Genomic DNA, 23117 nt, shown 5'->3' with positions numbered 1-23117 from the left:
CGATGCAGATCATGGAAACAACGATATTGGGAATCTATCTACTGATTATGACGGGCATTGGCATTTGGTTTGCCAAACGGGCTCACTCATCAGAAGGAGACTACTGGACAGCCGGTGGTAAAATCAATAGTTTTGTCGGTTCCTTTGCTTTTTTTGCAGCCGTGGCAAGCTCCAGTTCTTTGATGGGTGCCGTCGGATCTGGAGTTGCCCTCGGCGTCCCCTTCTTACTTGCTTATGGATTTGGAGCCGTGGCCATCCCGTCTTTTGCGATGTTTTTAATCTCCGGGCAAATTAGAAGGACGGGAGTAAAGACGCTGCCTGAGTTTTTCAAAAGCAGGTACGGTAAATCTGTGCAGATTGTAGCTGCCATCCTCGTCGTCCTTAGTATGACGTTTTATATGATCCCTCAATTAACTGCCTCAGGGCTTATCGGATCCTATGTTCTCGGCATTGACTATGTAACAGCGGTCATCATTCTGGGACTTGGGTTTACATTATATGCCGCTCTCGGAGGCATGTGGGCCATTACATATACAGACTTGATTCAAGGAGCCGTTATGGTCATCGGGATGTTCATTTTGGCGATCATCATTCTAATGGATCACGGCGGTGTTGGCACATTAATTCAAGATGCTTTGGCTGTCGACCCTCAATTCGGTTCCATTACGCAGCCGTGGATGTCTTATTTCGGATTGTTTATTGCGTTTTTGTGGTTCGGAGTCGTTTCGCCATCTGCGGTCATGAGAAACTTTGCGGCCCGCGATGCGAAAACAGCCCGTCGTTCTGCATTAGGCGCATGTTTTCTGTATGTAACCGTCTTTATCTTTGGGTTTGTGATCGCCTCTGCCGGTGCCAGCCTCGGTATTGCTGACACCTTGGAAAACCAGGACATGATATTCATTTCCGTTATTGAACATTACATGCCCGCCCTCTTAGCAGGCGTCATGTTAGCCGGACTGCTGGCCGCGATTATGTCTTCTGCTGATGCCATGCTTCTAGCAGTCGCCGCCGGGATTGCCCACGATATTTATAAAGAACACATCAATAAAAATGCATCAGAAAAGACCGTCACACGCCTGGGACTCGTCGTTATGATCCTCGCCAGTATTGTAGGAATTATTTTTGCCATCGATCCCCCTCAATTGATTGCTGTCATGGTCGGCTGGGTAAGTGGAGCGATGTTATCGGCATTCGGTTTCCCGCTTGTTCTTGGGTTATGGTGGAAACGCGCCAACACACCAGGAGCCCTGGCGGGGATGATTGGAGGAACGGTTACTTTTATTATCATGGCCCTGCTTCCTTCCGCTTTAGTATCCGAGCACTTAGTTTCCGCCCCTGTCTCAGCCCTGTTGACGATCGTTGTCAGCTTACTGACAGCACCGCCGTCTGAGGAGAAGCAATTAAAAGTCGACCGTTACCATATGGATATTAATGCATAAGTAGGTGACATCATGAAAATTCGTATTTTAGGAGAAGAAAGCGTAGTCGAAAAAGACCTGCCCGGTCATATGTATAAAAGCTTGAAGTCCTCGTTGAAATGGAACAGGAATTTGAATGAGGAAGCTATTGAACAAGGGATTACCAAATCAGAAAAAATGTATCATCCTATGTGGATCGTGAAAATGCTCGTCATCGCAGACAGAAAGCCATTTCCTTCAAAGGTGAAACCCAATATGGCTTTCATTGATGGCCGATCCGGTTACCGCGGTTTATTCCCTGATGTCCCCCCTATCACTCAAAAAGAAGTGTTGGATTCCAAAGTGCGGAGCGCAGATATCACTAAACAGGACGTACTCAATAAATACGTAACGGATATTCAAGAAAAACAAATCAACAGAAACTATGTATTAAAGAAACCCAGATATGACATCAAAGAAATAGAAGTCGTCTACCTGCCTTTATGGAAAGTGGAAGTGGACAGTCCTTACCTTACAAAAACTTTTGTTATTAATGGGAATACAGGAGAATCCGAAGATCTCCTCTTTGAATTGTGGAGTAAGAATGAATGGAGATTATAAGAATAGGCCTGAGCTTATATCGCTCAGGCCTACTCATTCGATTAAGGCTAAATGCCATTAATATAGAATACGTTGGAAGTGCATTATCTTCACATTTAACTTAATAATAACATTGTCATGCCAGAAGCTGTTAATACGGCTATACCGAATGCTCCAATTGCAAGCCAACTTGGTGTTCTATTCATTTTCTTCACAGTTAGATATTCGGATACTCTAACCACAACGTATATAAAGAAAGCTGGCATAAAAAGTGTTTCAAAGGTAATGGGGCCATTAAAGGCAACCATTAACGAAACGAAGATCATTCCATAGACTAAAACTGACATAAACCCATGAGTAATAGGATTTAAAACGCCGCTTGCTTTTTGAAAAGAATTAGTAGCCATTTGAGATTTCACCTACCTTTTTATTAGCCAAAGCAGTATTTTTTAACACCTGCAATGCCAAGAATTTCAGCTGCTGCTCCTCCACCGATCGTTAACCAATCATCCACATTTGATGCTCCAGCCAATAATTTCACAGTGCTCTTGACTCCACCAAGTGCTTTAATAGCTCGATATGCTTTTGCTCCTGGAACAAAAACAACTGCAATAGAAGCTGTACATTTAGTGGCATCCCAAACGCCTCCCCAGAAGCCAAGCGAAACAACATCAGGACTTCCCGTAGATTTAGAGGCTACTAGGTTTCCGTTATTTTCCACCTTAACAGATTCAACGTCTGATGAAAATTGTACAGAAGACCCAAGTACTTCAAACATTTTATTCAATTCTTCTATTTCTTCCTTGTCCTTGGCTAGGATAATATCCTCTTTAAATTCTTCTTTATCAAAGTCAGGGTCAAACAAACCGTTTAAAAATGTTTGTTTATCTTCCTCATTTAAGTTTTTTAAGATACCATCAATTGCAACGTATTGCTCCCATAATAGATCCGCGCGTTCTTGTTCCTCTGGAGTCAACTCGTAATTCTCAATAGCTTCTAAATCAACTTGCCCTTCATATTCATTCGCAAATGCACCAGTTGCTCCCTCGTGTTCTTTCGCAAAAGCAGCAGTCGGAACAGTGAAACTAATAAGTATGACCAAAGACATGATTAACAAAGTTGTTTTTTTCAACATATGTATTCCCCCTTTAAACTATGCCCCGACTCTACCATTATTGGTTATATTTGTAAAATATAGTTTGAAAGAAAAATAGAAAAAGCCTCATCTCATCCGGCAAGTGAGGCTAATTCAAGAAAAAACTCAATGTAAACCTTCAACTTATTAAACTGCTTATTCCATTTGAACATTGTTCATTACTTTTTAAAAACGGAAATCAAAAAGATGCACACCATGTTTGCCATGAGGCACATTTATAATTTCATGGGTTGTATAATCATTTCTATTAAGTCTCAGAAATTAACCGAAACCGTTTGCTAATTTAAAAATAAAACTGATAACAAAAAAGGATTCTCAATAGTGACGTCACTATTGAGAATCCTCTACTATTAAGAAGTATATTAACATTTTGGTAGCTACACCTTATAAACCTCTACTTATCAAGGGTTCGAGCGGTTGTTACATCATGCCGCCCATTCACTCGTCTAGTTAATAGGATAATACTAAGTTCTTTAGAAACTTAATATCACAAGGTTTTTCTTAGCCATTAAATTAATTAGACACAATAAGTTGTAATACATTATAAACAGTATCCAGTCATAATCCAGTCAAAAAAAATTACCTAGGGATTTAGATTACAGGAATTTCTTTTCCTGACCGATCCCCCCGTATTTTTCACCTTTAAAGAGACTTTCAGTAGATAGCCATTCTTATTATTTTCAACACCTTATAATCTTCTTTCTCCACTTCACTTCCAACCAAGGCGATATCAATTTCATTGTCATCTAACTTGGATAACATATACGGACGGAGTGTTCCAAATCAATAGACTGAATTTTGCATCTGAATATTGATTCCTATATTGTCCTAGTAAATCGGCCATCAAATATTCACCGATTGTTAAACTGGCACCTACATCAAGTCGACTCTTGATTGTCCTTGATTTCCTGAATTGCTTCATAAGAACTGTACTCCAACTCAATAACTTCTTCGGCGTATGGATAGAGAATTCTCCCGGACTTCGTTACCTTAATTTCCCTTCATTCAGATTGAATAAAGACTGCTAGTTGAGAAACGAATCCTATTCGTGCTGCTTTACCAAAGCTTCCTTTATCTACTACTCGGCAAAACATTCGTTAGCTTTCCAATTTCATAAGCCATCCACCTTCAGCTCTTATTATTGAATAAGATTACTGTTTAAGATTCGAATCAACCACACACCGAAACCCAATATTACCAGAAGAGCTATCGACAGTGTTGGAACTTCGTGCAGCAACACGGTACCGATTACAATAGGAATGATGACAAAGATAAGAGCCTCCGCGCATCACTTTAGATTCACCTTTCATAGGACCGGTCGGGTTTTCAAAAGACTGGTACTCCAAAGATTTTGCGAACCAGTCCGAACACCACTCCCATACATTCCCCGACACGTTATAGAGTCCATATCCATTGGGAGGGAACGATTGAGAAGGTGCTGTTCCTATCCACCCATCTTCTTCCGTGTTTACTTTCGGAAAAACTCCTTGCCATATATTACAGTAATGCTTTCCCCCCGGAGTCAGTTCGTCACCCCACGGAAATTTCTTTTGTTCCAAACCTCCACGTGCTGCCATTTCCCACTCTGCTTCTGTTGGCAACCGTTTTCCCGCCCAGTCACAGAATGCCATAGCATCATTCCATGAGACATGGATTACCGGGTGTTCCATACGATCTTCAATAGAAGAACCTTGTCCTTCCGGCTGAAACCAGTAAGCACCTTCTGCAGCATACCACCAGGGTATGGATGGTAACTGTTGCACTTTCATTTCAGTTTTTTTAGTAAGAAATTTATAAAATATAAACGACCACCCGAACCTTTCGGCTTCCGTTTGATACCCTGTCTCTTCTACAAACTGTGCAAATTCTAGGTTTGTAACTGTATAAGAATCGATATAAAAGGGGGATACTTCCACCCTTCGTACAGGACCTTCCCCGTCAGACTTAACCCCTTCGTCATCATTTGTGCCCATAAGAAACTCCCCTCCCGGGATATATTCCAGCTTATCCTTGAATCGTATCCCCTCTCTTTTAGAGGCTTCGTGCTCATTTTCGGTTTTCACTTTTCCAAAGGCACTTTGTACCATCGCTCGGTCTCCGGTACAGCACGATGAATTGTGTTTTCTATCATTCATAGAATATCCCACCCTTTATCAACTTGAAATATCTACAGAATTTTACATGTAATCATATTTTTGAAGCAAAAATTCCCCGTTATTAAAAGGGGATTATTGGAAAAATAATACACTAAGTATACCAAAACTCCATCATAGTAAATGGGTATTTTTTTAATATAGGAATCACACCAGAACTATTATTGAAAACGTTAATCTTCATTATGAAAAAGAGATAAATTTTGTTCACATCTGCTAATAAACACTCCAGAAATGCAATGTTCTATATATTTAAGGGGTTATTTCAAATCGGATATTTAATCTGGCGTATGGATGTTTTTTACGGATTTGTTTCTATTTATTAAAACATATGAACAACTGGAAGACCCATCAGTCATCGATGGTAGAATCTGGACCTTTTGAAAGCTCCCTTTAGGTGCTTAAGTAACATGCTAACCTGTTTTTTTCCGGTATGAACATGCTTAAAAATGATTATTTGGTGGAAAAGACATGCAGCTCATTGAAGGAGGGGCTTTTGGGCGGGGTCTGAAGAAAGCGAATATCATTAATCAAGAAGGACCCATACGAGAGAAAAGTTCTCCCTTATTATTTTTCGAATAGCAAATTCCAAGAGGTCAATATTGAAAATCTCTTATTATTATTGGCTGGATTTACATTCTGGGAGCTATTTTCTTCCTTGTACCCTGTCTTTACAGACGACTAGGATATAGTACACCAATTACTCTCAATAATGTCTATAACCTCCTCACTATAATATTGACTTAATAACGTTATACACGTTAATCATGATTATGAAAGCAAGAGTGAAGTTGAAAATTCTCTCAATCATCCTATCGTTAATATTCTTCACTATATGGCTACCAATACCCCCGCCAAGTACACCGCCCACAATCATATAAGGTAAGACCGTCAAATCATAAGCTCCGAAACCAGTTGCATATAAAGTTAGTGCCAGTGAAGAAAGTTGGGAAAAGAATATAATCAACAAAGAATTCATGGCTGCTTGTTTAATATTCATAGAGAAAAGGAAACTCAGCATAGCAACGTTCAAAGGCCCACCTCCTATTCCCAAAAAGGAGGAAATCATACCTAGTAGGATCCCCATTATGAAAATTACTGATGCACTTTCTACCATAAAAGTCCTGATATATTTCTTATACCTGATATAAAGATAGATAGCCACTAGTATAACAACAAGGAAACTGGATTGAAACAATCCAACTTCCCCGTTCATCTCAAGAGTTACTACACTATAGTTAAAAATCGATTTCCCTACTGCTCCACCAAATATAGAGCCTATTGCAATAATGAAGCTGATTCTACCCTCTACCCGAACATTGCTATTTCTCATTTTGAATAATGAAGCACTGGCCATGGCTAATACAGTAGAGGCCGATAATACTCCTATAGTTTCGAGGTTGTAGTGATCAAGCAAATCTAAGATAGGCTTTATAATAACCCCGCCACCTAAACCTGCCATGGATCCAAGCATAGAGGCAGAAAGCCCAATTACGAAATATAGCAATACAATTAACGACATAATTCATCTACCCAACTTTGAGTACTTCTTTTTTGTCTAAATCTAAAATTCGTTTCATATTGTAAAACGCGAATATAATTCCTTTTTGACTTACCTAGTTTTACACAACCGTTGCAGAAGATGCTACTACCGGATTCATTTGGAGATCAAGATATATGGATGATGTTCTTGTCCAAACTGGATACGAATGTATTGGGGCTTTTCACACTGCACTTATGACCGCTAGTGAGCACTGCGATGATATCCGTTGAGGGTACTGAATCTTTGAAAGAATCGAAATCCACCGACAATAATAAATCGCCTTGTTTCACCCGGTCTCCGGACTCCACGTGTGAGGTGAATCCCTTTCCTTCTAAACTTACTGTATCGACTCCTATATGAAGCAACACCTCTATACCATCGCTCGTTTTCAAACCAACAGCATGCTTTGTCTTAAATACGAAATCAATGAATCCATTTACCGGAGAATGAATATTAGAAGAACTTGGGGCTATTGCAAAACCATCTCCCATCACTTTAGAAGAAAAGGTTTCATCATCTACTTCCTCAAGATTCTTTATCCATCCATCCGCAGGACTTACAATTACACTTTTCTTGCTGAACCACTTATTTAACATGTATATCCCTCTCTTCAGGAGCTTCATAATCATCCGGATTTTTCGAACTGGGATTGTACGTACCTTTTTTATTCACTTTCCAATCTGGACTGATTTTAAAGTGTCCTGCTACGATGGGGTCCTCCGTCCTAAGTTGATAAATATTCAATTTTTCTCTCATTTCTTTAAGAATTTCTAAATACTCTTCTTCATGTGCTATATTGTTTCTTTCAGTCGGATCAATTAGAAGATCATACAGGCTCTCTTTTGACTTTCTCCTATCGGTAAGTCGATTTTGATGATAGAAAGTCTTCGTCGGGGAATTATCTATGTTCGAACGGTTGACCTTAAGATAATCATCATCATAGAACCTGATATATTTATACCTTTTTGTTCTAATGCTTCTAGCAGGTTCATAAGAAGTATGAAAATTAATTTCAGAAAAAACCTCTTCGCGAGTCTCTATACCTTTCATCTTGAACATATCCGCAAAAGAGATTCCTTGTAAATAAGGTGGTTTTTCCAAGCCCAGCAAGTCACACAAGGTAGGAAAGACATCCACTTGTGAAACCAATGATTCAACAGATTCACCGTTCATACCACTTCCTGGAACACGCATGATTAAGGAAACACCAATACCTGAATCATTCAACGAGCATTTGTTGAACGGAAAAGGTATTCCATGATCCGTAGTGAATATAATTATGGAATTTTCGTAAAACCCTTCCTCTTTCAATGCATTAATTACAATATCGAAGGAATGATTGAACCATGAAGCTGAATTAAGATAGCCTGAATAATCCTTTCTTATTTCTTCATTTTCTGGTAGCGGCTTAGGAGGCATTACATACCTTTCATCAAATGATTCACCGTCATATCCTTCTTCCGGAAACTTTCGGTGTGTCGCAAAGAGACCATATGATAAAAAGAAGGGCTTTTCTTTCTCTGACTCTTTCAACCATTCTTTTACATTGAGCGCGTTATTGTAATCCCATTCAACTAATTCTTCTTCAGTCAAATTTTTATTATCAGAAGATATGTCTTGGTCGTAACCAATGATTCGTGCTCCTTTCTCATGATCCGTGTAGTTACCTGCTTCATGTTGAATGCCGCACAAGATGGTTTCATAATCTTTAGACTTCAAATAATTCACAATATGCTGCTTATAATTGTGTAACTTGAAACCGCGCTGTGACAGTCCGTACATTCCATTGCTGTGTGGATAAGTTCCAGTTAGCATCCCTGCCCGGCTGGGCGAACATGTCGGTCCGACACAGTATGCCTGTCTAAAAAGTGTAGCTTCTTCAGCAAACTTTTGAAGGGATCCTGTAGGCACATTATAACCATACGGACTCAAAACCTTCCCGCTGTCATGTGTATGAATGTAGATGATATTTTTCCTCATTTTATATCTTCCTTCCAAAATGTTGAATAAATCCTCCGAGCGTTAATGTCAGGATTATTGATTGTTCGAAACGTCTTTATGTTCCAAAAATTCATCTATGTCCGTTCGTATCATGTTAACTTTCGGTCCATAAATGACCTGGATAGACTTCCCTCTGACAACTGTGTTCATTGCGCCTGTACGCTTCAACGTGTCAGCGCTTATTTCATTTGGTTTACGGACAGTTACCCTCAATCTTGTAGCACAATTATCGATTTCGGTGATGTTATCAAGGCCTCCTAATGCGCTAACAATCGTTTCTGCTTGAGTCATATCCGTATTTATAACATGCTGTTCTTCATTTTCACCAACCTCTTCCTCATCACGTCCTGGAGTCTTGGCATCTAATTTCAAGATCAAAGTTTTAAACACGAAATAATAAACCAACACAATAGGGACTGCGAGAACCAGAACCCACAAGTAATTTGTTTTTTCATCACCTTGGAATACACCGAATAATAAGAACTCGATCACACCGGCAGAAAATGTGGAACCGATGGTAATGTCAAACAAACTTGCTACAACAAAGCTAGTTGCAAATAACAATGCTTCTGCTACAAACAAGATAGGAGAAGCGAACAGTAATGCAAAGGAAATTGGTTCAGTTACACCTGTAATAAAAGCAGTTAATCCGACTGAAATTAGGAATCCTGAAGTCGCTTTACGCTTAGGACCCTTAGGAATAGTCTTATACATCGCCAAGACGATTCCAAGCATTCCAAACATCATGTGCAGATAGCGTCCACTATTGAATAATGCCAAGTTCCCGAAGAACTTCGTAGTATTCGGGTCTGACAATTGTGCCAAAAAGATGGTTTGGAACCCCTCATATACTTGTCCCCCTACTTCCATTGAACCACCAGCGGCAGTAGTCCAGAAAGGCAGGTAGAATACGTGATGCAATCCGAATAAGTAAAGAACCCGCAACATTAAACCATACAAGAAAGCACCAAAAGTACCTAGGCCGGTAGCAAACTCCCCAAACGATGCAATAGCGTTTCCGATGATAGGCCAAACAATAAACATGACTGCACCGACAGCCAAGAATATGAATGTATTTACTATTGGGACAAATCTCGACCCACCAAAAAAGGCAAGGAATTCAGGCATTTTAATGTTATAAAACTTGTTATGGACTAGTCCCGTTACAATCCCTGAAAGAATACCACCAAACACCCCCATTTGCAGTGTCATTATCCCAAATTGTGTACCTTGCCCCAACGTCCTGGGGTCCACATCAGCAGGAGCAATCTGACCAGTGATTTCCAACAAAGCATTGACTGTGATTATTAATACAAAGTAACCAACTACTGCAGCCAATCCTGCCGGTCCCTTTTCTTTTCGAGCGAGACCAGTTGCAATTCCGACTGCAAATATGAGTGGTAGTGCATTGAATACTCCAGCACCAGCTGCATTCATTATTTTCAAAATCGCTTGTAACACATCGTTGTCCAAGAATGAATAGGTTTCAATAACTGCCTGTCCAGACAAAGCGGCTGATATTCCAAGCAACAATCCTGCTACAGGCAGTATTGCCACAGGAAGTAATATGGCTTTACCGAGCTGCTGACCAAACCCCATAATTTTATCTTTCATTACCTCACCATCCTGCTTGTTTTTAGATTTCCCAAAGATATGGTCTAACCTTCTAACAGTACTAGTACAAGTTTCATGATAACGTTTTCATGTTTCAATACTATCAAACTTAAATTATTTGTCAATACAAAAAATATTTGTATTAACATTTAACGATAAAAAAAGAGTGCTAAACCGATAAGCATAGCACTCTCTTTTATTTTGCCCTTATTGATTGGTATTGATATTTTTCAACGTTGATTATTAGCTCAGTAAAATCGAGTATGTTTCCCGAAGATAAGTAAGTCGTATTCAATATTTTCAACAATGGCGCTCCGGGGTCACAATCAAAATATTTGACATCTTCATCTGTCGGCATAACAGGAACTACAATATGGTGGGAATGATCGATTACTAACTTTTTCTTTTCTTCCACGTACTTGTACTTGGATTGTTGGATACTTTCGTAAGTTAAATCAGGAAAATCCTTCACATTCATGTGCGTCGATTCAATCATCATTGGCTCACCATCTGCCATTCTCAGTCTCTTGATGAAGTAAATAGGACTTTCCGGGTCAACCTTAAGCTTCTCACTTATTTCGTTGTTTGATGGGGTGATCTTAAAATCCAGAATTTCAGAAGTAACCTCTTTTCCCATCTCTTCCATTTCTTCAGTAAAACTTTTCACGTTTGTGGCCCTACCCACGACATTTTGACTAGACACGTAAGTACCACTGCCCTGGCTGCGAGACAGTAGCCCTCTCGCAACAAGATTGTTGGTAGCTTGTCGCACAGTCACTCTACTTACACCATATTTATCAGCTAACTCCTGTTCCGTTTCAATCGGCTGTCCTTGTGTATAGTAACCCGTTTTTATATTTTGTAATAAATAGTTCTCGATTTTTTTATATTTAGGAATTTTTTTTGACTTATCAGCCATATCGTCACCTCCAGCTAAACTTCAACCACAATCATAAATGGTTCAACTTTATTTATTAATACGAATTATCAGAAGTAAACATTTTTCATAAACTATGATAACACGAATAACTTATAGATCACTATAAAAGTAAGATTTTAACACACTTTCATTTCCCATATTCACCCATTTACTTTTCAATCTTTTTTATAAAACACACCAACTTCCACTACGTGAGTCCTAGTAGAATTGTAAAAATACGCACAAAATATACAATATCCTATTATGAATAGAGAATAAGGTATTTAAAGCGATATATTATCATTCACTAGCAACTTTGTGAATTCCTTACCGTTGGTTGAAGATTAAGTTACTCATTTTCTTCTTAATCCCTCTCTCTAATAACGATCCATTTGGTCCGTGTGCGCCTCAAAATATTTCTGCAACCAAAGCAAACAACTTATGTTAAAAAGTAGACTTCACTTTCTTCTTGTAAGCAACTCCAAAATATTAATCCTAGTGTAAACTATTGTCCCACTAATTATATTTAAGAATAAAAGAAAAGCCCCTCAAAAGTTTATTAACTCTTGAGAGGCTTTTAGGTTTAGTAAGCGATTTTATAAACCGGTCATAATCCAGTCTAATTGTACTCAAAGTCTAGGTTGAAAGGGGTTTGGGAGCTATCACATCATGCCGCCCATTCCGCCCATGCCACCCATATCCGGCATACCGCCACCGGAGTTATCTTCTTCTGGGTGATCCGCTACGACCGCTTCAGTAGTCAAGAACATAGCGGCTACGGAAGCTGCGTTTTGAAGCGCAGAACGAGTTACTTTTGTTGGGTCAACGATACCCTGTTCAACCATGTTTACCCATTCGCCTGTGGCTGCGTTGAAGCCTACGCCGACTTCTTCGCCTTTCAGACGCTCAACGATGATGGATCCTTCAAGACCCGCGTTGTGAACGATCTGACGGACCGGCTCTTCAAGCGCACGGAGAACGATGCTTGCACCTGTCGCTTCGTCGTCGACAAGGCCAAGGCCTTCGACAGAGGTAATGATGTTGACAAGCGCTGTACCACCACCGGCTACGATGCCTTCTTCTACAGCTGCTCGAGTAGAGTTCAAGGCGTCTTCGATGCGTAGTTTACGCTCTTTCAATTCTGTTTCTGTAGCAGCGCCGACTTTGATGACAGCTACGCCGCCGGAAAGTTTAGCAAGGCGCTCCTGCAGTTTTTCCTTGTCGAATTCAGAAGTGGTTTCTTCTGCCTGAGCACGGATTTGAGCAACACGGGAAGAGATCTGCTCAGGGTTTCCGGCACCTTCGACAACCGTTGTGTTTTCTTTAGTAATGACCGCTTTGGACGCGCGTCCAAGCTGATCGATGGTTGTATTCTTCAATTCAAGACCAAGATCTTCTGTGATGACCTGGCCGCCCGTAAGTGTTGCAATGTCTTCAAGCATCGCTTTACGACGATCGCCGAAGCCTGGAGCCTTAACAGCTACTGCGTTGAATGTACCGCGCAGCTTGTTCACTACAAGTGTAGCAAGTGCTTCGCCTTCAACGTCTTCAGAGATCAATAGAAGCGGCTTGGACTGCTGAACCACTTGCTCAAGGACAGGAAGAACTTCCTGGATGTTGTTGATCTTCTTATCTGTAATTAAGATGTAAGGATCTTCAAGAACCGCTTCCATCTTATCCTGGTCAGTGACCATGTAAGGAGAAGCATATCCGCGGTCGAACTGCATACCTTCAACCACTTCAAGCTCGGTGTTGAAGCCTTTGGATTCTTCAATCGTGATAACACCGTCGTTACCTACGCGCTCCATAGCTTCAGCGATCAGCTGGCCGACTTCGTTGTCAGCAGCAGAGATGCTGGCGACCTGCGCGATGGAATCGCGGCCTTCGATCGGCTTGGAGATTTTGCGAAGCTCTTCCGTTGCTACAGCTGTCGCTTTCTCGATTCCTTTACGGATACCGACAGGATTCGCACCGGATGTTACGTTTTTAAGACCTTCACGGATCATCGCCTGAGCAAGAACCGTTGCTGTCGTCGTACCGTCACCGGCAACGTCGTTGGTTTTGGAAGCAACTTCAGATACAAGCTGAGCACCCATGTTTTCGAAATGGTCTTCAAGCTCGATCTCTTTTGCGATGGTTACACCATCATTAGTAATGAGTGGAGAACCGAATTTTTTATCAAGAACGACGTTACGTCCTTTTGGTCCGAGTGTAACTTTAACAGCATTTGCTAATGTATCTACACCACGCAGCATAGAGCGGCGTGCGTCTTCACTAAATTTGATTTCTTTAGCCATTTAAAATGCCCTCCTCATTAATATCGTATGTTTAAGTATTTTTGAAGAATTTACTGAATGACAGCAAGTACGTCGGATTCGCGGAGAATCAAGTATTCACTGCCTTCATACTTCACTTCGGTACCTGCGAATTTGGAGTAGATCACGCGGTCGCCGGTTGCGACTTCAAGTGCTACTTTCTCGCCGTGTTCGGTTACGCGGCCGTTACCGACAGCAACAACTTTACCTTCCAGCGGCTTTTCCTTCGCAGAATCCGGAAGTACGATTCCGCTTGCAGTAGTCTGCTCTTCTTCAACAAGTTCAATGACAATACGATCACCAAGTGGCTTTAACAATTAGGACACCCTCCTTGATATGGTTGTTCAGATTTTAGTCGTTTATTAGCACTCGACATAGGTGAGTGCTAACACAATTCTTATCATAATCAATTCACTACTGTTTTTCAAGTAGAAACTCTAGAAATTTATCCAAGTTTTTCGACAAAAATCGCACGTTCCTGCGTATCGCTTACGTGTGGTTTTGAAACTGTGATAAAATACATAAAGTATGTAGTGCAGGAAGTGTTCCTGCTGCTGAATAAAAGGAGTCGTAAACGTATGCCCAAACGATATTGGTATATCATTTTAACTTATGTAGTGACACAGCTTTCCACAGTTGTATTCGCTCCGCTTCTGATGGCTGCGGGACTTGAGCAGTTTGACGCGATTGCCATCTGGTCTGTCGTCAGCTTTACGATCGCGACATTGATCATTCTGCTGCTGCTCCGTCCGGAAAGACAGAATACGTACGCACGCGATGAAAAAGCCGGTGCCGGAAAAGTCATTCTCTGGTCGATCGCCGGGGTGTTTCTCGCTTTATTCGCACAGGCGATTGCCGCCACCATTGAACGTGAGGTGTTTGGTGTGCCGGCCGGTTCGGAAAATACGATGGGCTTGATGGAAATTGCCCGGGAAGCCCCGCTTTTCATTCTACTCCCTGTTGTATTCGCTCCGATTACAGAAGAGATTATTTTTCGTAAAATTATTTTTGGAGAAATTTACAAACGCACGAACTTCCTGCTTGCGGTTCTTGTTTCCGCGCTTGTATTCGGTGCGTTCCACTTCGACTTTAAGCACATGTTAGTCTATTTCTCCATGGGTGTGGTATTCGCCTTCCTTTACGTCAAAACAAAACGAATTATTACACCAATCGTGGCTCATATGGCGATGAACTCGTTTGTTGTCGCCACCCAGTACTTTTTGACAGAGGAAGATATCCGCCGCATGCAGGAGCAGGTCGAGACGATCTTCATTGGAGGGTTATTCTAAACTTATGAAAACATCTCCATTATTCATGGCGCTGCTGTATTTTTCCTTAGGGATTGCCTTTACGTATATTGCCGCTCAGGCAGCGGCTGAAACGATCTGGAATGCAACGACGATCATTTTGTCGCTTGTCGCCACCTTTAACATTGCCGTGGCCGTTCGTTTATACAACCTTCATAACAAAATTAAGAATACGAAGAAATAAGAAAAACGCAGGCGCGATGCCTGCGTTTTTTTATGTTTATTAAGGTGGCCGTGCCCGCGGCAAGCTTCCACATACGTTCCAGGTGAGAACAAGCCCTTTATTTATGCTTGTTTTTCGTCCTCATCCGGAACGCCCTTCAGAATAAAGGAAAACGGCAGCGCAATCAGCAGCACAACCGCCGACACGAGGAAAGCTTCATTTAATGTCTGCAGGGTGGCCGCCTGCATATCGATATCCCCTCCTGCGGAAATCTGCGCGCGGCGGACTTCATAATAAATAGAGAAAAAGACGATACCGAGCGAAGAGGAAATCTGCCGGATGATGTTGTTCATCGCACTTCCCTGCGCGACCAAATGCTCAGGAATGGCGTTCATCCCCGACGTTGTCGCCGGCATGTTCCCCATCCCCATGCCGAGACCGCGAACCGTGTTCAAGGCGAGAATCATCCAGTATGGGGTGGAAAGCTTCAGCATCCCAAGACCCAGTGTCGCCAGGGCCATAATCGCAAGACCCGGCGGAACGACGTACTTCGGTCCTTTCTTATCAAGGATCCGTCCGCCAATCGACATGAACACCCCGCTCGCCGCGGCTGCCGGCAGGAACAACAGTCCTGTCATGACTTCATTCAAGCCGTAGACATTTTGAATGAGCAGCGGCAGCAGGAAAATTCCTGAGAATAATCCGATCGATGCAGCCGAGGTGACAAGGATGGACACGGAATAGGTCGGCACCTTGAAGACCGATAAATTGAGAAGCGGGTCGTCCTGGCGGTTTTCGTAAAAAACAAACAGGACAATCGCCAGTAAGCCGACCACCACGAGCGTCAGGTTCAGCGGATCCATCAATTTATCCAGTGTCCGCCCCCGTCCGAGCGCAAACAACACGGACCCGATACCTAAGGTAATGATAAGAAACCCGACAAGGTCGAACTTTTTTTCCGGATGCGTTTCCGTCCGCTCCAGAAACTTGGCGGATAGAATCAAACCTGTCAGTCCGAATGGAATGTTAAAGGCAAACAGCCACGGCCAGTCCACATACTGAATAAGCAGCCCCCCGACGGTCGGGCCGATCGCCGGAGCGACCATCGCCGCAACCCCGTATACACCGACGGCCAGCCCGCGCTCATGTCTCGGAAACGAGTTGAAAATGAGCGCCATGGCGATCGGCAGCATCAAGCCCCCGGCCATTCCTTGAATCGCCCGGGAGATGATCACCATACTGAGCGTGGAGGAAAAGAATCCGGATAACGACCCAAGGATGAAAATAAACAAACCGGTCAGGTAGACTTTCTTTTTCCCGAACCGGTCTCCGAAATAGCCCGTCAGCGGCATCGTCATCCCCATGGCGACCATGAAGATCGTTAAAATCCACCCGACGGCTACGGCGTTGGAATCAAAGATTTCAATGAACCGCGGTAAAATCGGGTTCAGCATACTATTATTTAAGATGACGGTAAACGTTCCAAACAAAACCGATATGACGACAAGCCATTTATTCGGCAGTTTACTCATAGATGTCCCTCACTTTCTGTCGATTCGTACACTATTATCTACTATACCACCTCGTAGCCGGATTAACCCCTTCCATCGGCCGTTCCAGTTTGTTTTTCATCAAATGAGCGGTGTAAGCGTTCCCTTATGTTTCCAGTCTTTAACCCCTGGGTACCATACAACCAGACGAATAAAGGAGGAAGATCATATGGGACGTTTAAACAATAAAACGGCAGTCGTTACAGGAGCCGCGACAGGAATCGGGAAAGCTACCGTGAAGCTTTTTGCCCAGGAGGGCGCCCGCGTCATCTGTGCTGACGTCGATGAAGAGGATGTCCGCAAAACTGTGGAGGAAATCAACATCCATGGCGGGCAGGCGGAATCCTACGCCCTGGATGTATCCGAGCAGGAAAGTGTCCGCGTCTTTGCCAATTATGTAGAGGAAACGTACGGAACGATTGATGTGCTGTTCAACAACGCCGGTGTCGATGAAGAAGGCGGCAAGGTGCACGAATATCCGGTCGATTTGTTCGACCAGATCATTTCTGTCGACCTCCGCGGCACCTTTTTAGTCAGTAAATATCTACTTCCGCTTATGTTCGAAAATGGTGGCTCGATCATCAATACATCATCCATGTCGGGACAGGCGGCCGACCTGGATCGTTCCGGCTACAACGCAGCCAAGGGCGGAATCACAAACTTCACCAGGGCCATGGCGATTGATTACGCACGTCAGGGCATCCGCGTGAATGCCGTATCCCCCGGAACAATTGAAACGCCGCTCGTTGATGAACTCGCCGGTACGAAAAAAGAAGAGGAAGGTCGTGAGTTCCGGGAGGCGCAGAAATGGGTGACGCCGATGGGCCGGTTAGGAAAGCCGGAGGAAATCGCCTCCGCCGCCCTTTTCCTCGCTTCTGAGGAAAGCTCGTTCATTACCGGTGAGGATCTTACTGTGGACGGCGGACTGACCGCCTACACGTGGCCGGGTAAAATGCTGATGGACAACAGTTGGAAAGAAACGACGAAGTAATAAAAAAGACTTAGAGCAGACGACGCTCTAAGTCTTTTTTATGCTTCATCCAGCGGCTCATCCTCCATCAGCGGATAATGCTTCAGGAAGTAAACGAGTGCCTGCAGTTCAATCGCAAGGTCGATATGATGCACCCGCACGCGCGATGGAACGCTGATCCGCGCCGGCGTGAAATTGAGAATTCCGCTCACACCCGCTTCTACAAGGCGTTCGGCAATGCCCTGGGCGGCAGATGCCGGTACTGTTAAGATGGCCACCTCAAGGTCACCGAGCTGGTTTTCCAAGTCGTCGATGTGGTGCACTTCGACACCGCCGACTTCCGTACCGACCCGATCCTCGTTGGCATCAAAGGCCATTTCAATTTTCGTATTGTTGTTTTTCGTAAAATTATAATTCAGAAAAGCCGTTCCCAGATTCCCTACACCAATCAGGGCGACCTTCGTCGTTTCATCCTGATCGAGCGTCTTTCTGAAGAAGGACAGCAGGTATTCCACGTTGTAGCCGTAGCCCTTCTTCCCGAGTGCTCCGAAGTAGGAAAAGTCCCGGCGGATCGTAGCGGAGTCGACTTTCACCGCCTCACTCAGCTCTTTCGATGATACACGCAGCTTTCCCTGACTGTGCAGGTTATTCAAGAAGCGGTAATACAGCGGCAGCCGCTTGGCTGTCGCCTGTGGAATTTTTGCTTGTTCCATATCCATGGCTCCGACCTCCTTTACCGATCCGTTCGTTTATAGTCGCCATTTTTGCCACCGGTCTTCTCCGACAAATACGTCGGTCCGATGACCATCCCTTTATCAACGGCTTTACACATGTCATACACTGTAAGAGCAGCAGCAGATGCAGCCGTGAGCGCTTCCATTTCCACACCCGTGCTTCCTTTCGTCCTGGCGGAAACCTCGATGATCAAACGCGGTTTCTCTCCATCAAGCTCCCAGTCAAAGGAGATATCGACACCCTTCAACGGCAGAGGGTGACACATCGGAATCCAGTCCGGGGTTTTTTTGGCTGCCATGATCCCGGCCACCTGGGCTACAGACAGAACGTTCCCTTTTTCCATCGTCCGCTCTGTAATTTTATGATAAATCTCCTTGTTCACTTCTACACTTGTGAAGGCGACCGCTGTCCTTACGGTATCTTCCTTGCCGGATATATCCACCATCCGGGCACGGCCCTCTTCATTGAAATGACTAAATTCCGCCATTGGCACGTTCCCCTTTTTCTACATGGTTCTGATTGAAACACTACTCTTATTCTACCAAAAAATCAATCCGGAGTCGTCAACGATCGCTTTTCACACAGGGCATTCTGTTGCTAGCAGGTATCCGTATAAGATACACTTAGTTCATCGAGGTGAAACGACATGATTCTCATGCAGCTGAATCAACTGACGAAGCGTTTCGGCGCCGAGTTGATTTTAACGAATATTAAATTGGAAGTACAAAAGAATGACCGGCTTGCCATCGTCGGCCGGAACGGGGCAGGAAAATCGACCCTGTTGAAGATTATGGCCGGAGAGATGAGCTACGATTCCGGAGATATGTTCAAACCGAAAGATGCATCGGTCGGATACCTGGAGCAGCATACAGGTCTGCAGTCCGAAAAGTCGATCTGGGACGAGATGGAGCAGGTTTTTGACCACTTGAAATCACTGGAGAAAGAACTCCGTTCCATGGAAGTGCAGATGGCCGATCCCGCCCTGGTGGAAGATCAGACCCGCTATCAGCAGCTGCTGAAGGACTACGACCGGAAGCAGGAGCAGTTCAAGACTGCCGGCGGCTACCACTATGAAGCCGATATCCGGGCTGTATTGAACGGACTTAACTTCAAGGATTTTGACTGGACTACACCGATTTCTACATTAAGTGGCGGTCAGAAAACACGGCTGGCACTCGGGAAACTGCTGTTGACCAGTCCCGATCTTTTGATTCTTGATGAGCCGACCAACCACCTGGACATCGATACGCTGAGCTGGCTGGAAAACTACCTTCAGGGCTATTCCGGTGCTGTGGTCATCGTCTCGCACGACCGCTACTTCCTGGATAAAATCGTCGATACCGTATACGAGATCGCTTTTCAATCATCGAAGAAATATCATGGCAACTACAGCGATTATTTAAAGAAAAAGGAAGCCGACTTCGAACAGGAAATGAAACGCTTTGAAAAGCAGCAGGAAGAAATCAAACGGATGGAGGACTTCATCCAGAAGAACCTTGTCCGGGCCACAACGAGTAAACGGGCGCAGAGCCGCCGCAAGCAGCTCGAGAAAATGGATAAGCTCGACAAACCAAAAGAAGACAACCTGTCAGCGAAGTTCAGTTTCCAGGCTGCGAGAAGAAGCGGCAATGATGTGCTGAAGCTGAGAGACTATGCCTTCCGCTATTCGGACAGCTCGTCCTATTTATTCGATAACCTGACGCTTGATCTGAACCGCGGGGACTCTGTAGCACTCGTCGGACCGAACGGGGTCGGAAAAACGACCCTTCTGAAGACGCTTGTCGGTGAACTGGAAGGCACGAAAGGGAAAAAACTCCTTGGCACAAACGTCCAGATCGGCTATTATGACCAGGAACAGCTCAAACTTCAGTCTAAGAAAACGGTGCTGAATGAGCTGTGGGACGATTACCCGATGAAAAATGAAAGAGATATCCGGACGATTCTCGGCAACTTCCTGTTTTCCGGGGAGGACGTGCTGAAGCCGGTCTCCGCATTGAGTGGTGGGGAAAAAGCACGATTGTCCCTCGCCAAGCTGATGATGCAGGAAGCCAATTTCCTCATTCTCGACGAGCCGACCAACCATCTGGACCTGGACAGTAAAGAAGTCCTGGAAGCGGCACTCGTCGATTATCCAGGCACTCTGCTGTTCGTTTCCCACGACCGTTACTTCATCAACAAGATTGCCGATCAAATCGTGGAAATGAAACCGGAGAACACACGCCTGTTCCTCGGGGACTATGACTATTATGTGGAGAAGAAGCAGGAAGAATACGAACTGCAGCAGTTGGAAGAAGCCGAACGTGCCCAGGAAAAACCGGCGGAAAAGCAGGCGCCTCCGAAAAACAGCTTTGAAGAGGATAAAGCTGCGAAGCGTGAGGAACGCCGGAAAAACCGCCGGATTGCTGAAATCGAAAAGGAAATCGAAGAAGTAGAAGCTGTATTGGAAGAAAACGAAGAACTGCTTTGTGATCCGGATATTTACCAGGACCACGAACGCTCTCTTGAGATTACGGAAGACAATAAAGAAAAGAACGCTCGTTTAGAAGCTTTAATGGAAGAATGGGAAGCTCTTCATGAGTAAACAAGAAAGCCGGCGCTCATACGCCGGCTTTTTTAGACTGTAGAAAAAGTAACGGTCTTTTTTATGAACTGCCGAGAAAATTCCCGACAACCTGCGATCCTTCTCATAACCCTGTGAACCACTATTCAATATCCACAAAGTTTTCAACAGATCCACACGCGTAATTACAGTTCTCAACAGGGTTATTCACATTATCCACAGAAAAACCCGTACTTATCCACGTATAATGGTAACGTTTTCTTTCCAATATCTACTTGCCCACAGCCTTTTACTGGAAAAAGAACTTATACACATGTGGATAACTGAACAAAAGAAGGCTCCCCTTTAGGAAGGAGAGCCTGTTTTCCTTGCTCCGTACCTTTCAAGATCGAGCCCGGGGTTGGCATTCAAATCCCAGCCGGAACGATGGCCTTGATTGAAAGCTACGGCACCAGCTGCTGCAATCATGGCTGCATTATCCGTACACAAATGAAGGGGCGGAATCAGCAGTTCTGCCTCACTGTTCTGGAATTTTTCCTCCAACGCTTTTCTTAACCCTTTGTTGGCGGCCACCCCACCAGCAACGATCATCTGTTTCACACCGTATTCCTCCGCAGCCCGGAGAGCTTTCGTAGATAAAACATCGACAACACTTGCCTGGAAGCTGGCCGCAACGTCCTCGGCCTTTAACTCTTCCCCACGCTGCTTCGCCTTATGAAGACGGTTGATGACAGCTGACTTCAATCCACTGAAGCTGAAGTCGTAGGAACCCTCCTCGAGCCATGCCCGTGGAAAATCAATCGTTTCTTCCCCTTCATGAGCGAGACGGTCGATATGCGGCCCACCTGGATAGGGAAGTTTCAGCGTCCGGGCCACTTTGTCATAGGCTTCTCCTGCGGCATCATCGCGCGTTTCCCCGATAATCTCAAACGAACCGTGCTCGCGCATCAGTACGAGCTCTGTGTGTCCACCGGAAACGACGAGCGCCAGCAGTGGAAACTGAAATTCTTTTTCCAGACGGTTCGCATAGATATGGCCGGCGATATGATGCACGCCAACGAGTGGCTTCTGCTTGGCAAAAGCTATCGACTTCGCGGCGTTCACACCGACTAATAACGCGCCGACCAGCCCCGGTCCTTCTGTCACAGCAATCGCATCCATATCATCAATCGTCATACCCGACTCATCCAGTGCCTGCTGAAGCGTGAGGGTCATCTGCTCAATATGATGCCTTGACGCGATTTCCGGGACGACGCCGCCAAAGCGCTTATGACTTTCTATTTGTGAGGCAACGACGTTTGTAATCAGTTCGGTTTCATTTTTCACGACAGCGACGGCTGTTTCATCACAACTCGTTTCAATCGCAAGAATGTATTGATCTTCGTTCATTTTAATCCCACCCACATAACGAGCGCATCTTCTCCATTGTCTGTATAATACCTCTTCCGTACACCACCGGGAACAAGACCGAATTTCCGGTATAGATGCTGGGCAGCCATGTTGGAGACACGGACTTCAAGGGAAAGCTGTACAGCTCCCCGCTCGACGGCTTCCCGGCACGTATGCCCGAAGAGCAGTTCCCCGTACTTGTATCCACGGTACTCAGGAAGAATGGCAATGTTGGTTATATGCGCTTCATCGATAATTAACCACAATCCACAATATCCGATGATTTTCTCATCCTCTTCCACAACATAGTAGAAGGAGTATGGATTGTCGGTCATTTCTTTTTCAAATGTTTCCTGTGACCACGGCACAGCAAAAGATGCTTTCTCCACCTGCATCACAGCTTCGACATCGTCAATGGTCATTCGCCGGACGGACGCCATTTTACTTGTTCTCCTGCTGGGCCAGCCATTTGGCCTCTGCTTCAGGAAGGCGGAGATAATTCGGGACAAGGTCATGCAGCGGCCCCGGTTCCTTGTCAGCTCCAGCAGCTGCGACCAGGGAAGGTCTCGCGAACTGGTAAGGTGCGGCCGGAATGACAGCCTTGTCACCGAGCACTTCAAGGATCCGTTCCTTATGCACAGCTGTATCCTGACTGATAAACAGCACCTTTTCTCCCTGCTCTTTCAGCTCCTGAAGCCAGTCCTCCATCAGCAGGTTGCGCTCCTCTTTCACTAGGTTCATCTCT

Annotated in this window: 22 protein-coding genes (1 of these 22 running past the window's edge); 6 read left to right on the top strand and 16 right to left on the bottom strand. The window is 44.3% G+C overall.

Going from position 1 to position 23117, the window contains the following annotated elements:
- Positions 1 to 2: 2 nt before the first annotated feature.
- Together ACXAGL_RS09580 and ACXAGL_RS09575 are read left to right on the top strand one after the other, a co-directional pair.
- On the top strand, positions 3 to 1439 hold the full coding sequence (locus ACXAGL_RS09580; RefSeq protein WP_474990939.1) for a sodium:solute symporter family protein: 1437 nt from the start codon (positions 3 to 5) through the stop codon (positions 1437 to 1439).
- Positions 1440 to 1451: 12 nt separating this feature from the next.
- Positions 1452 to 2018 carry a hypothetical protein gene (locus tag ACXAGL_RS09575; RefSeq protein WP_474990937.1) on the top strand — a complete coding sequence of 189 codons (567 nt, stop codon included), beginning with the start codon at positions 1452 to 1454 and terminating at the stop codon, positions 2016 to 2018.
- A gap of 95 nt (positions 2019 to 2113) precedes the next feature.
- On the opposite strand, the gene ACXAGL_RS09570 is transcribed toward ACXAGL_RS09575, so the two are convergent.
- The 10 genes from ACXAGL_RS09570 to groES all read right to left on the bottom strand — a co-directional run bounded on the left by ACXAGL_RS09570 (position 2114) and on the right by groES (position 14015).
- Positions 2114 to 2404, bottom strand: coding sequence for a hypothetical protein (locus tag ACXAGL_RS09570; RefSeq protein ID WP_206933708.1), 291 nt, complete (start codon positions 2402 to 2404; stop codon positions 2114 to 2116).
- 23 nt (positions 2405 to 2427) lie between these two features.
- Positions 2428 to 3132: a hypothetical protein gene (locus ACXAGL_RS09565; RefSeq protein ID WP_474990935.1), complete on the bottom strand. Its 705-nt coding sequence runs from the start codon at positions 3130 to 3132 to the stop codon at positions 2428 to 2430.
- A 1172-nt stretch (positions 3133 to 4304) separates the two neighbouring features.
- The gene (locus ACXAGL_RS09560; RefSeq protein WP_474990933.1) at positions 4305 to 5288 is read right to left on the bottom strand and encodes a formylglycine-generating enzyme family protein; all 984 of its coding nucleotides are present in this window, start codon (positions 5286 to 5288) and stop codon (positions 4305 to 4307) included.
- Positions 5289 to 6036: 748 nt separating this feature from the next.
- Complete coding sequence (locus ACXAGL_RS09555; RefSeq protein ID WP_474990931.1) at positions 6037 to 6828, bottom strand: sulfite exporter TauE/SafE family protein; 792 nt, start codon at positions 6826 to 6828, stop codon at positions 6037 to 6039.
- Positions 6829 to 6974: 146 nt separating this feature from the next.
- Positions 6975 to 7445, bottom strand: coding sequence for a PTS sugar transporter subunit IIA (locus ACXAGL_RS09550; RefSeq protein WP_474990929.1), 471 nt, complete (start codon positions 7443 to 7445; stop codon positions 6975 to 6977).
- Positions 7435 to 8829 carry a sulfatase family protein gene (locus tag ACXAGL_RS09545; RefSeq protein WP_474990927.1) on the bottom strand — a complete coding sequence of 465 codons (1395 nt, stop codon included), beginning with the start codon at positions 8827 to 8829 and terminating at the stop codon, positions 7435 to 7437. The genes ACXAGL_RS09550 and ACXAGL_RS09545 overlap by 11 nt, the downstream gene beginning before the upstream one ends.
- Positions 8830 to 8883: 54 nt before the next feature.
- A complete protein-coding gene (locus ACXAGL_RS09540; protein WP_474990925.1) occupies positions 8884 to 10464 on the bottom strand; it encodes a PTS transporter subunit EIIC in 1581 nt (526 codons plus the stop codon).
- Between the two features lie 196 nt (positions 10465 to 10660).
- Positions 10661 to 11383, bottom strand: a complete 723-nt coding sequence (locus ACXAGL_RS09535) for a GntR family transcriptional regulator (protein WP_474990923.1) — start codon at positions 11381 to 11383, stop codon at positions 10661 to 10663.
- Between the two features lie 662 nt (positions 11384 to 12045).
- Positions 12046 to 13680: a chaperonin GroEL gene (gene groL / locus ACXAGL_RS09530; RefSeq protein ID WP_281658997.1), complete on the bottom strand. Its 1635-nt coding sequence runs from the start codon at positions 13678 to 13680 to the stop codon at positions 12046 to 12048.
- Positions 13681 to 13730: 50 nt separating this feature from the next.
- Positions 13731 to 14015, bottom strand: a complete 285-nt coding sequence (gene groES, locus ACXAGL_RS09525) for a co-chaperone GroES (protein WP_027955522.1) — start codon at positions 14013 to 14015, stop codon at positions 13731 to 13733.
- Positions 14016 to 14276: 261 nt separating this feature from the next.
- Between groES and ACXAGL_RS09520 the strand changes: the two genes are divergently transcribed.
- Complete coding sequence (locus tag ACXAGL_RS09520) at positions 14277 to 14987, top strand: lysostaphin resistance A-like protein (RefSeq protein WP_474972222.1); 711 nt, start codon at positions 14277 to 14279, stop codon at positions 14985 to 14987.
- A gap of 4 nt (positions 14988 to 14991) precedes the next feature.
- Positions 14992 to 15189: a YdiK family protein gene (locus ACXAGL_RS09515; RefSeq protein ID WP_474967210.1), complete on the top strand. Its 198-nt coding sequence runs from the start codon at positions 14992 to 14994 to the stop codon at positions 15187 to 15189.
- A 101-nt stretch (positions 15190 to 15290) separates the two neighbouring features.
- On the opposite strand, the gene ACXAGL_RS09510 is transcribed toward ACXAGL_RS09515, so the two are convergent.
- Positions 15291 to 16700, bottom strand: a complete 1410-nt coding sequence (locus ACXAGL_RS09510) for an MDR family MFS transporter (RefSeq protein WP_474972223.1) — start codon at positions 16698 to 16700, stop codon at positions 15291 to 15293.
- Between the two features lie 187 nt (positions 16701 to 16887).
- On the opposite strand from ACXAGL_RS09510, the gene ACXAGL_RS09505 reads away from it, so the two are divergent.
- The gene (locus ACXAGL_RS09505) at positions 16888 to 17709 is read left to right on the top strand and encodes an SDR family oxidoreductase (protein WP_474967208.1); all 822 of its coding nucleotides are present in this window, start codon (positions 16888 to 16890) and stop codon (positions 17707 to 17709) included.
- A 38-nt stretch (positions 17710 to 17747) separates the two neighbouring features.
- On the opposite strand, the gene ACXAGL_RS09500 is transcribed toward ACXAGL_RS09505, so the two are convergent.
- Both ACXAGL_RS09500 and moaC read right to left on the bottom strand, forming a co-directional pair.
- Complete coding sequence (locus ACXAGL_RS09500; protein WP_474990921.1) at positions 17748 to 18407, bottom strand: redox-sensing transcriptional repressor Rex; 660 nt, start codon at positions 18405 to 18407, stop codon at positions 17748 to 17750.
- A gap of 14 nt (positions 18408 to 18421) precedes the next feature.
- A complete protein-coding gene (gene moaC, locus ACXAGL_RS09495) occupies positions 18422 to 18910 on the bottom strand; it encodes a cyclic pyranopterin monophosphate synthase MoaC (protein ID WP_474990919.1) in 489 nt (162 codons plus the stop codon).
- A gap of 159 nt (positions 18911 to 19069) precedes the next feature.
- On the opposite strand from moaC, the gene ACXAGL_RS09490 reads away from it, so the two are divergent.
- Positions 19070 to 21004, top strand: coding sequence for an ABC-F family ATP-binding cassette domain-containing protein (locus tag ACXAGL_RS09490; RefSeq protein WP_474990917.1), 1935 nt, complete (start codon positions 19070 to 19072; stop codon positions 21002 to 21004).
- Between the two features lie 324 nt (positions 21005 to 21328).
- Here ACXAGL_RS09490 and tsaD read toward each other — a convergent pair whose 3' ends face one another.
- The 3 genes in view from tsaD to tsaB are tightly spaced (at most 1 nt apart) and all read right to left on the bottom strand, a layout consistent with a single transcriptional unit that may run on beyond the window.
- A complete protein-coding gene (tsaD, locus tag ACXAGL_RS09485; protein ID WP_474990915.1) occupies positions 21329 to 22372 on the bottom strand; it encodes a tRNA (adenosine(37)-N6)-threonylcarbamoyltransferase complex transferase subunit TsaD in 1044 nt (347 codons plus the stop codon).
- A complete protein-coding gene (gene rimI, locus ACXAGL_RS09480; RefSeq protein ID WP_027955823.1) occupies positions 22369 to 22812 on the bottom strand; it encodes a ribosomal protein S18-alanine N-acetyltransferase in 444 nt (147 codons plus the stop codon). Before rimI ends, tsaD begins: the two co-directional genes overlap by 4 nt.
- A 1-nt stretch (position 22813) precedes the next feature.
- Positions 22814 to 23117, bottom strand: partial view of a tRNA (adenosine(37)-N6)-threonylcarbamoyltransferase complex dimerization subunit type 1 TsaB gene (gene tsaB, locus ACXAGL_RS09475; RefSeq protein WP_474990913.1) — the 3' portion only. 383 nt of this gene lie beyond the right edge of the window; 304 of the gene's 687 nt are visible here — the last part of the coding sequence; its start codon lies off the right edge, out of view; it ends in the stop codon at positions 22814 to 22816.

Source organism: Halobacillus sp. ABA4_118 (genome assembly GCF_056160205.1).
Note: the sequence above shows the minus strand (reverse complement) of the source record. Positions and strands in the feature narration are given on the sequence as shown.

What these genes read in the sequence shown, in the direction of transcription:
- ACXAGL_RS09540 (WP_474990925.1), bottom strand. Translation starts at nt 10,464, where the DNA reads ATGAAAGATAAAATTATGGGGTTTGGTCAGCAGCTCGGTAAAGCCATA.
- ACXAGL_RS09575 (WP_474990937.1), top strand. Translation starts at nt 1,452, where the DNA reads ATGAAAATTCGTATTTTAGGAGAAGAAAGCGTAGTCGAAAAAGACCTG.
- ACXAGL_RS09580 (WP_474990939.1), top strand. Translation starts at nt 3, where the DNA reads ATGCAGATCATGGAAACAACGATATTGGGAATCTATCTACTGATTATG.
- ACXAGL_RS09490 (WP_474990917.1), top strand. Translation starts at nt 19,070, where the DNA reads ATGATTCTCATGCAGCTGAATCAACTGACGAAGCGTTTCGGCGCCGAG.
- ACXAGL_RS09560 (WP_474990933.1), bottom strand. Translation starts at nt 5,288, where the DNA reads ATGAATGATAGAAAACACAATTCATCGTGCTGTACCGGAGACCGAGCG.
- rimI (WP_027955823.1), bottom strand. Translation starts at nt 22,812, where the DNA reads ATGGCGTCCGTCCGGCGAATGACCATTGACGATGTCGAAGCTGTGATG.
- ACXAGL_RS09545 (WP_474990927.1), bottom strand. Translation starts at nt 8,829, where the DNA reads ATGAGGAAAAATATCATCTACATTCATACACATGACAGCGGGAAGGTT.
- ACXAGL_RS09510 (WP_474972223.1), bottom strand. Translation starts at nt 16,700, where the DNA reads ATGAGTAAACTGCCGAATAAATGGCTTGTCGTCATATCGGTTTTGTTT.
- groL (WP_281658997.1), bottom strand. Translation starts at nt 13,680, where the DNA reads ATGGCTAAAGAAATCAAATTTAGTGAAGACGCACGCCGCTCTATGCTG.
- moaC (WP_474990919.1), bottom strand. Translation starts at nt 18,910, where the DNA reads ATGGCGGAATTTAGTCATTTCAATGAAGAGGGCCGTGCCCGGATGGTG.
- ACXAGL_RS09535 (WP_474990923.1), bottom strand. Translation starts at nt 11,383, where the DNA reads ATGGCTGATAAGTCAAAAAAAATTCCTAAATATAAAAAAATCGAGAAC.
- ACXAGL_RS09550 (WP_474990929.1), bottom strand. Translation starts at nt 7,445, where the DNA reads ATGTTAAATAAGTGGTTCAGCAAGAAAAGTGTAATTGTAAGTCCTGCG.
- ACXAGL_RS09555 (WP_474990931.1), bottom strand. Translation starts at nt 6,828, where the DNA reads ATGTCGTTAATTGTATTGCTATATTTCGTAATTGGGCTTTCTGCCTCT.
- ACXAGL_RS09500 (WP_474990921.1), bottom strand. Translation starts at nt 18,407, where the DNA reads ATGGATATGGAACAAGCAAAAATTCCACAGGCGACAGCCAAGCGGCTG.
- ACXAGL_RS09570 (WP_206933708.1), bottom strand. Translation starts at nt 2,404, where the DNA reads ATGGCTACTAATTCTTTTCAAAAAGCAAGCGGCGTTTTAAATCCTATT.
- ACXAGL_RS09515 (WP_474967210.1), top strand. Translation starts at nt 14,992, where the DNA reads ATGAAAACATCTCCATTATTCATGGCGCTGCTGTATTTTTCCTTAGGG.
- tsaD (WP_474990915.1), bottom strand. Translation starts at nt 22,372, where the DNA reads ATGAACGAAGATCAATACATTCTTGCGATTGAAACGAGTTGTGATGAA.
- ACXAGL_RS09505 (WP_474967208.1), top strand. Translation starts at nt 16,888, where the DNA reads ATGGGACGTTTAAACAATAAAACGGCAGTCGTTACAGGAGCCGCGACA.
- ACXAGL_RS09565 (WP_474990935.1), bottom strand. Translation starts at nt 3,132, where the DNA reads ATGTTGAAAAAAACAACTTTGTTAATCATGTCTTTGGTCATACTTATT.
- ACXAGL_RS09520 (WP_474972222.1), top strand. Translation starts at nt 14,277, where the DNA reads ATGCCCAAACGATATTGGTATATCATTTTAACTTATGTAGTGACACAG.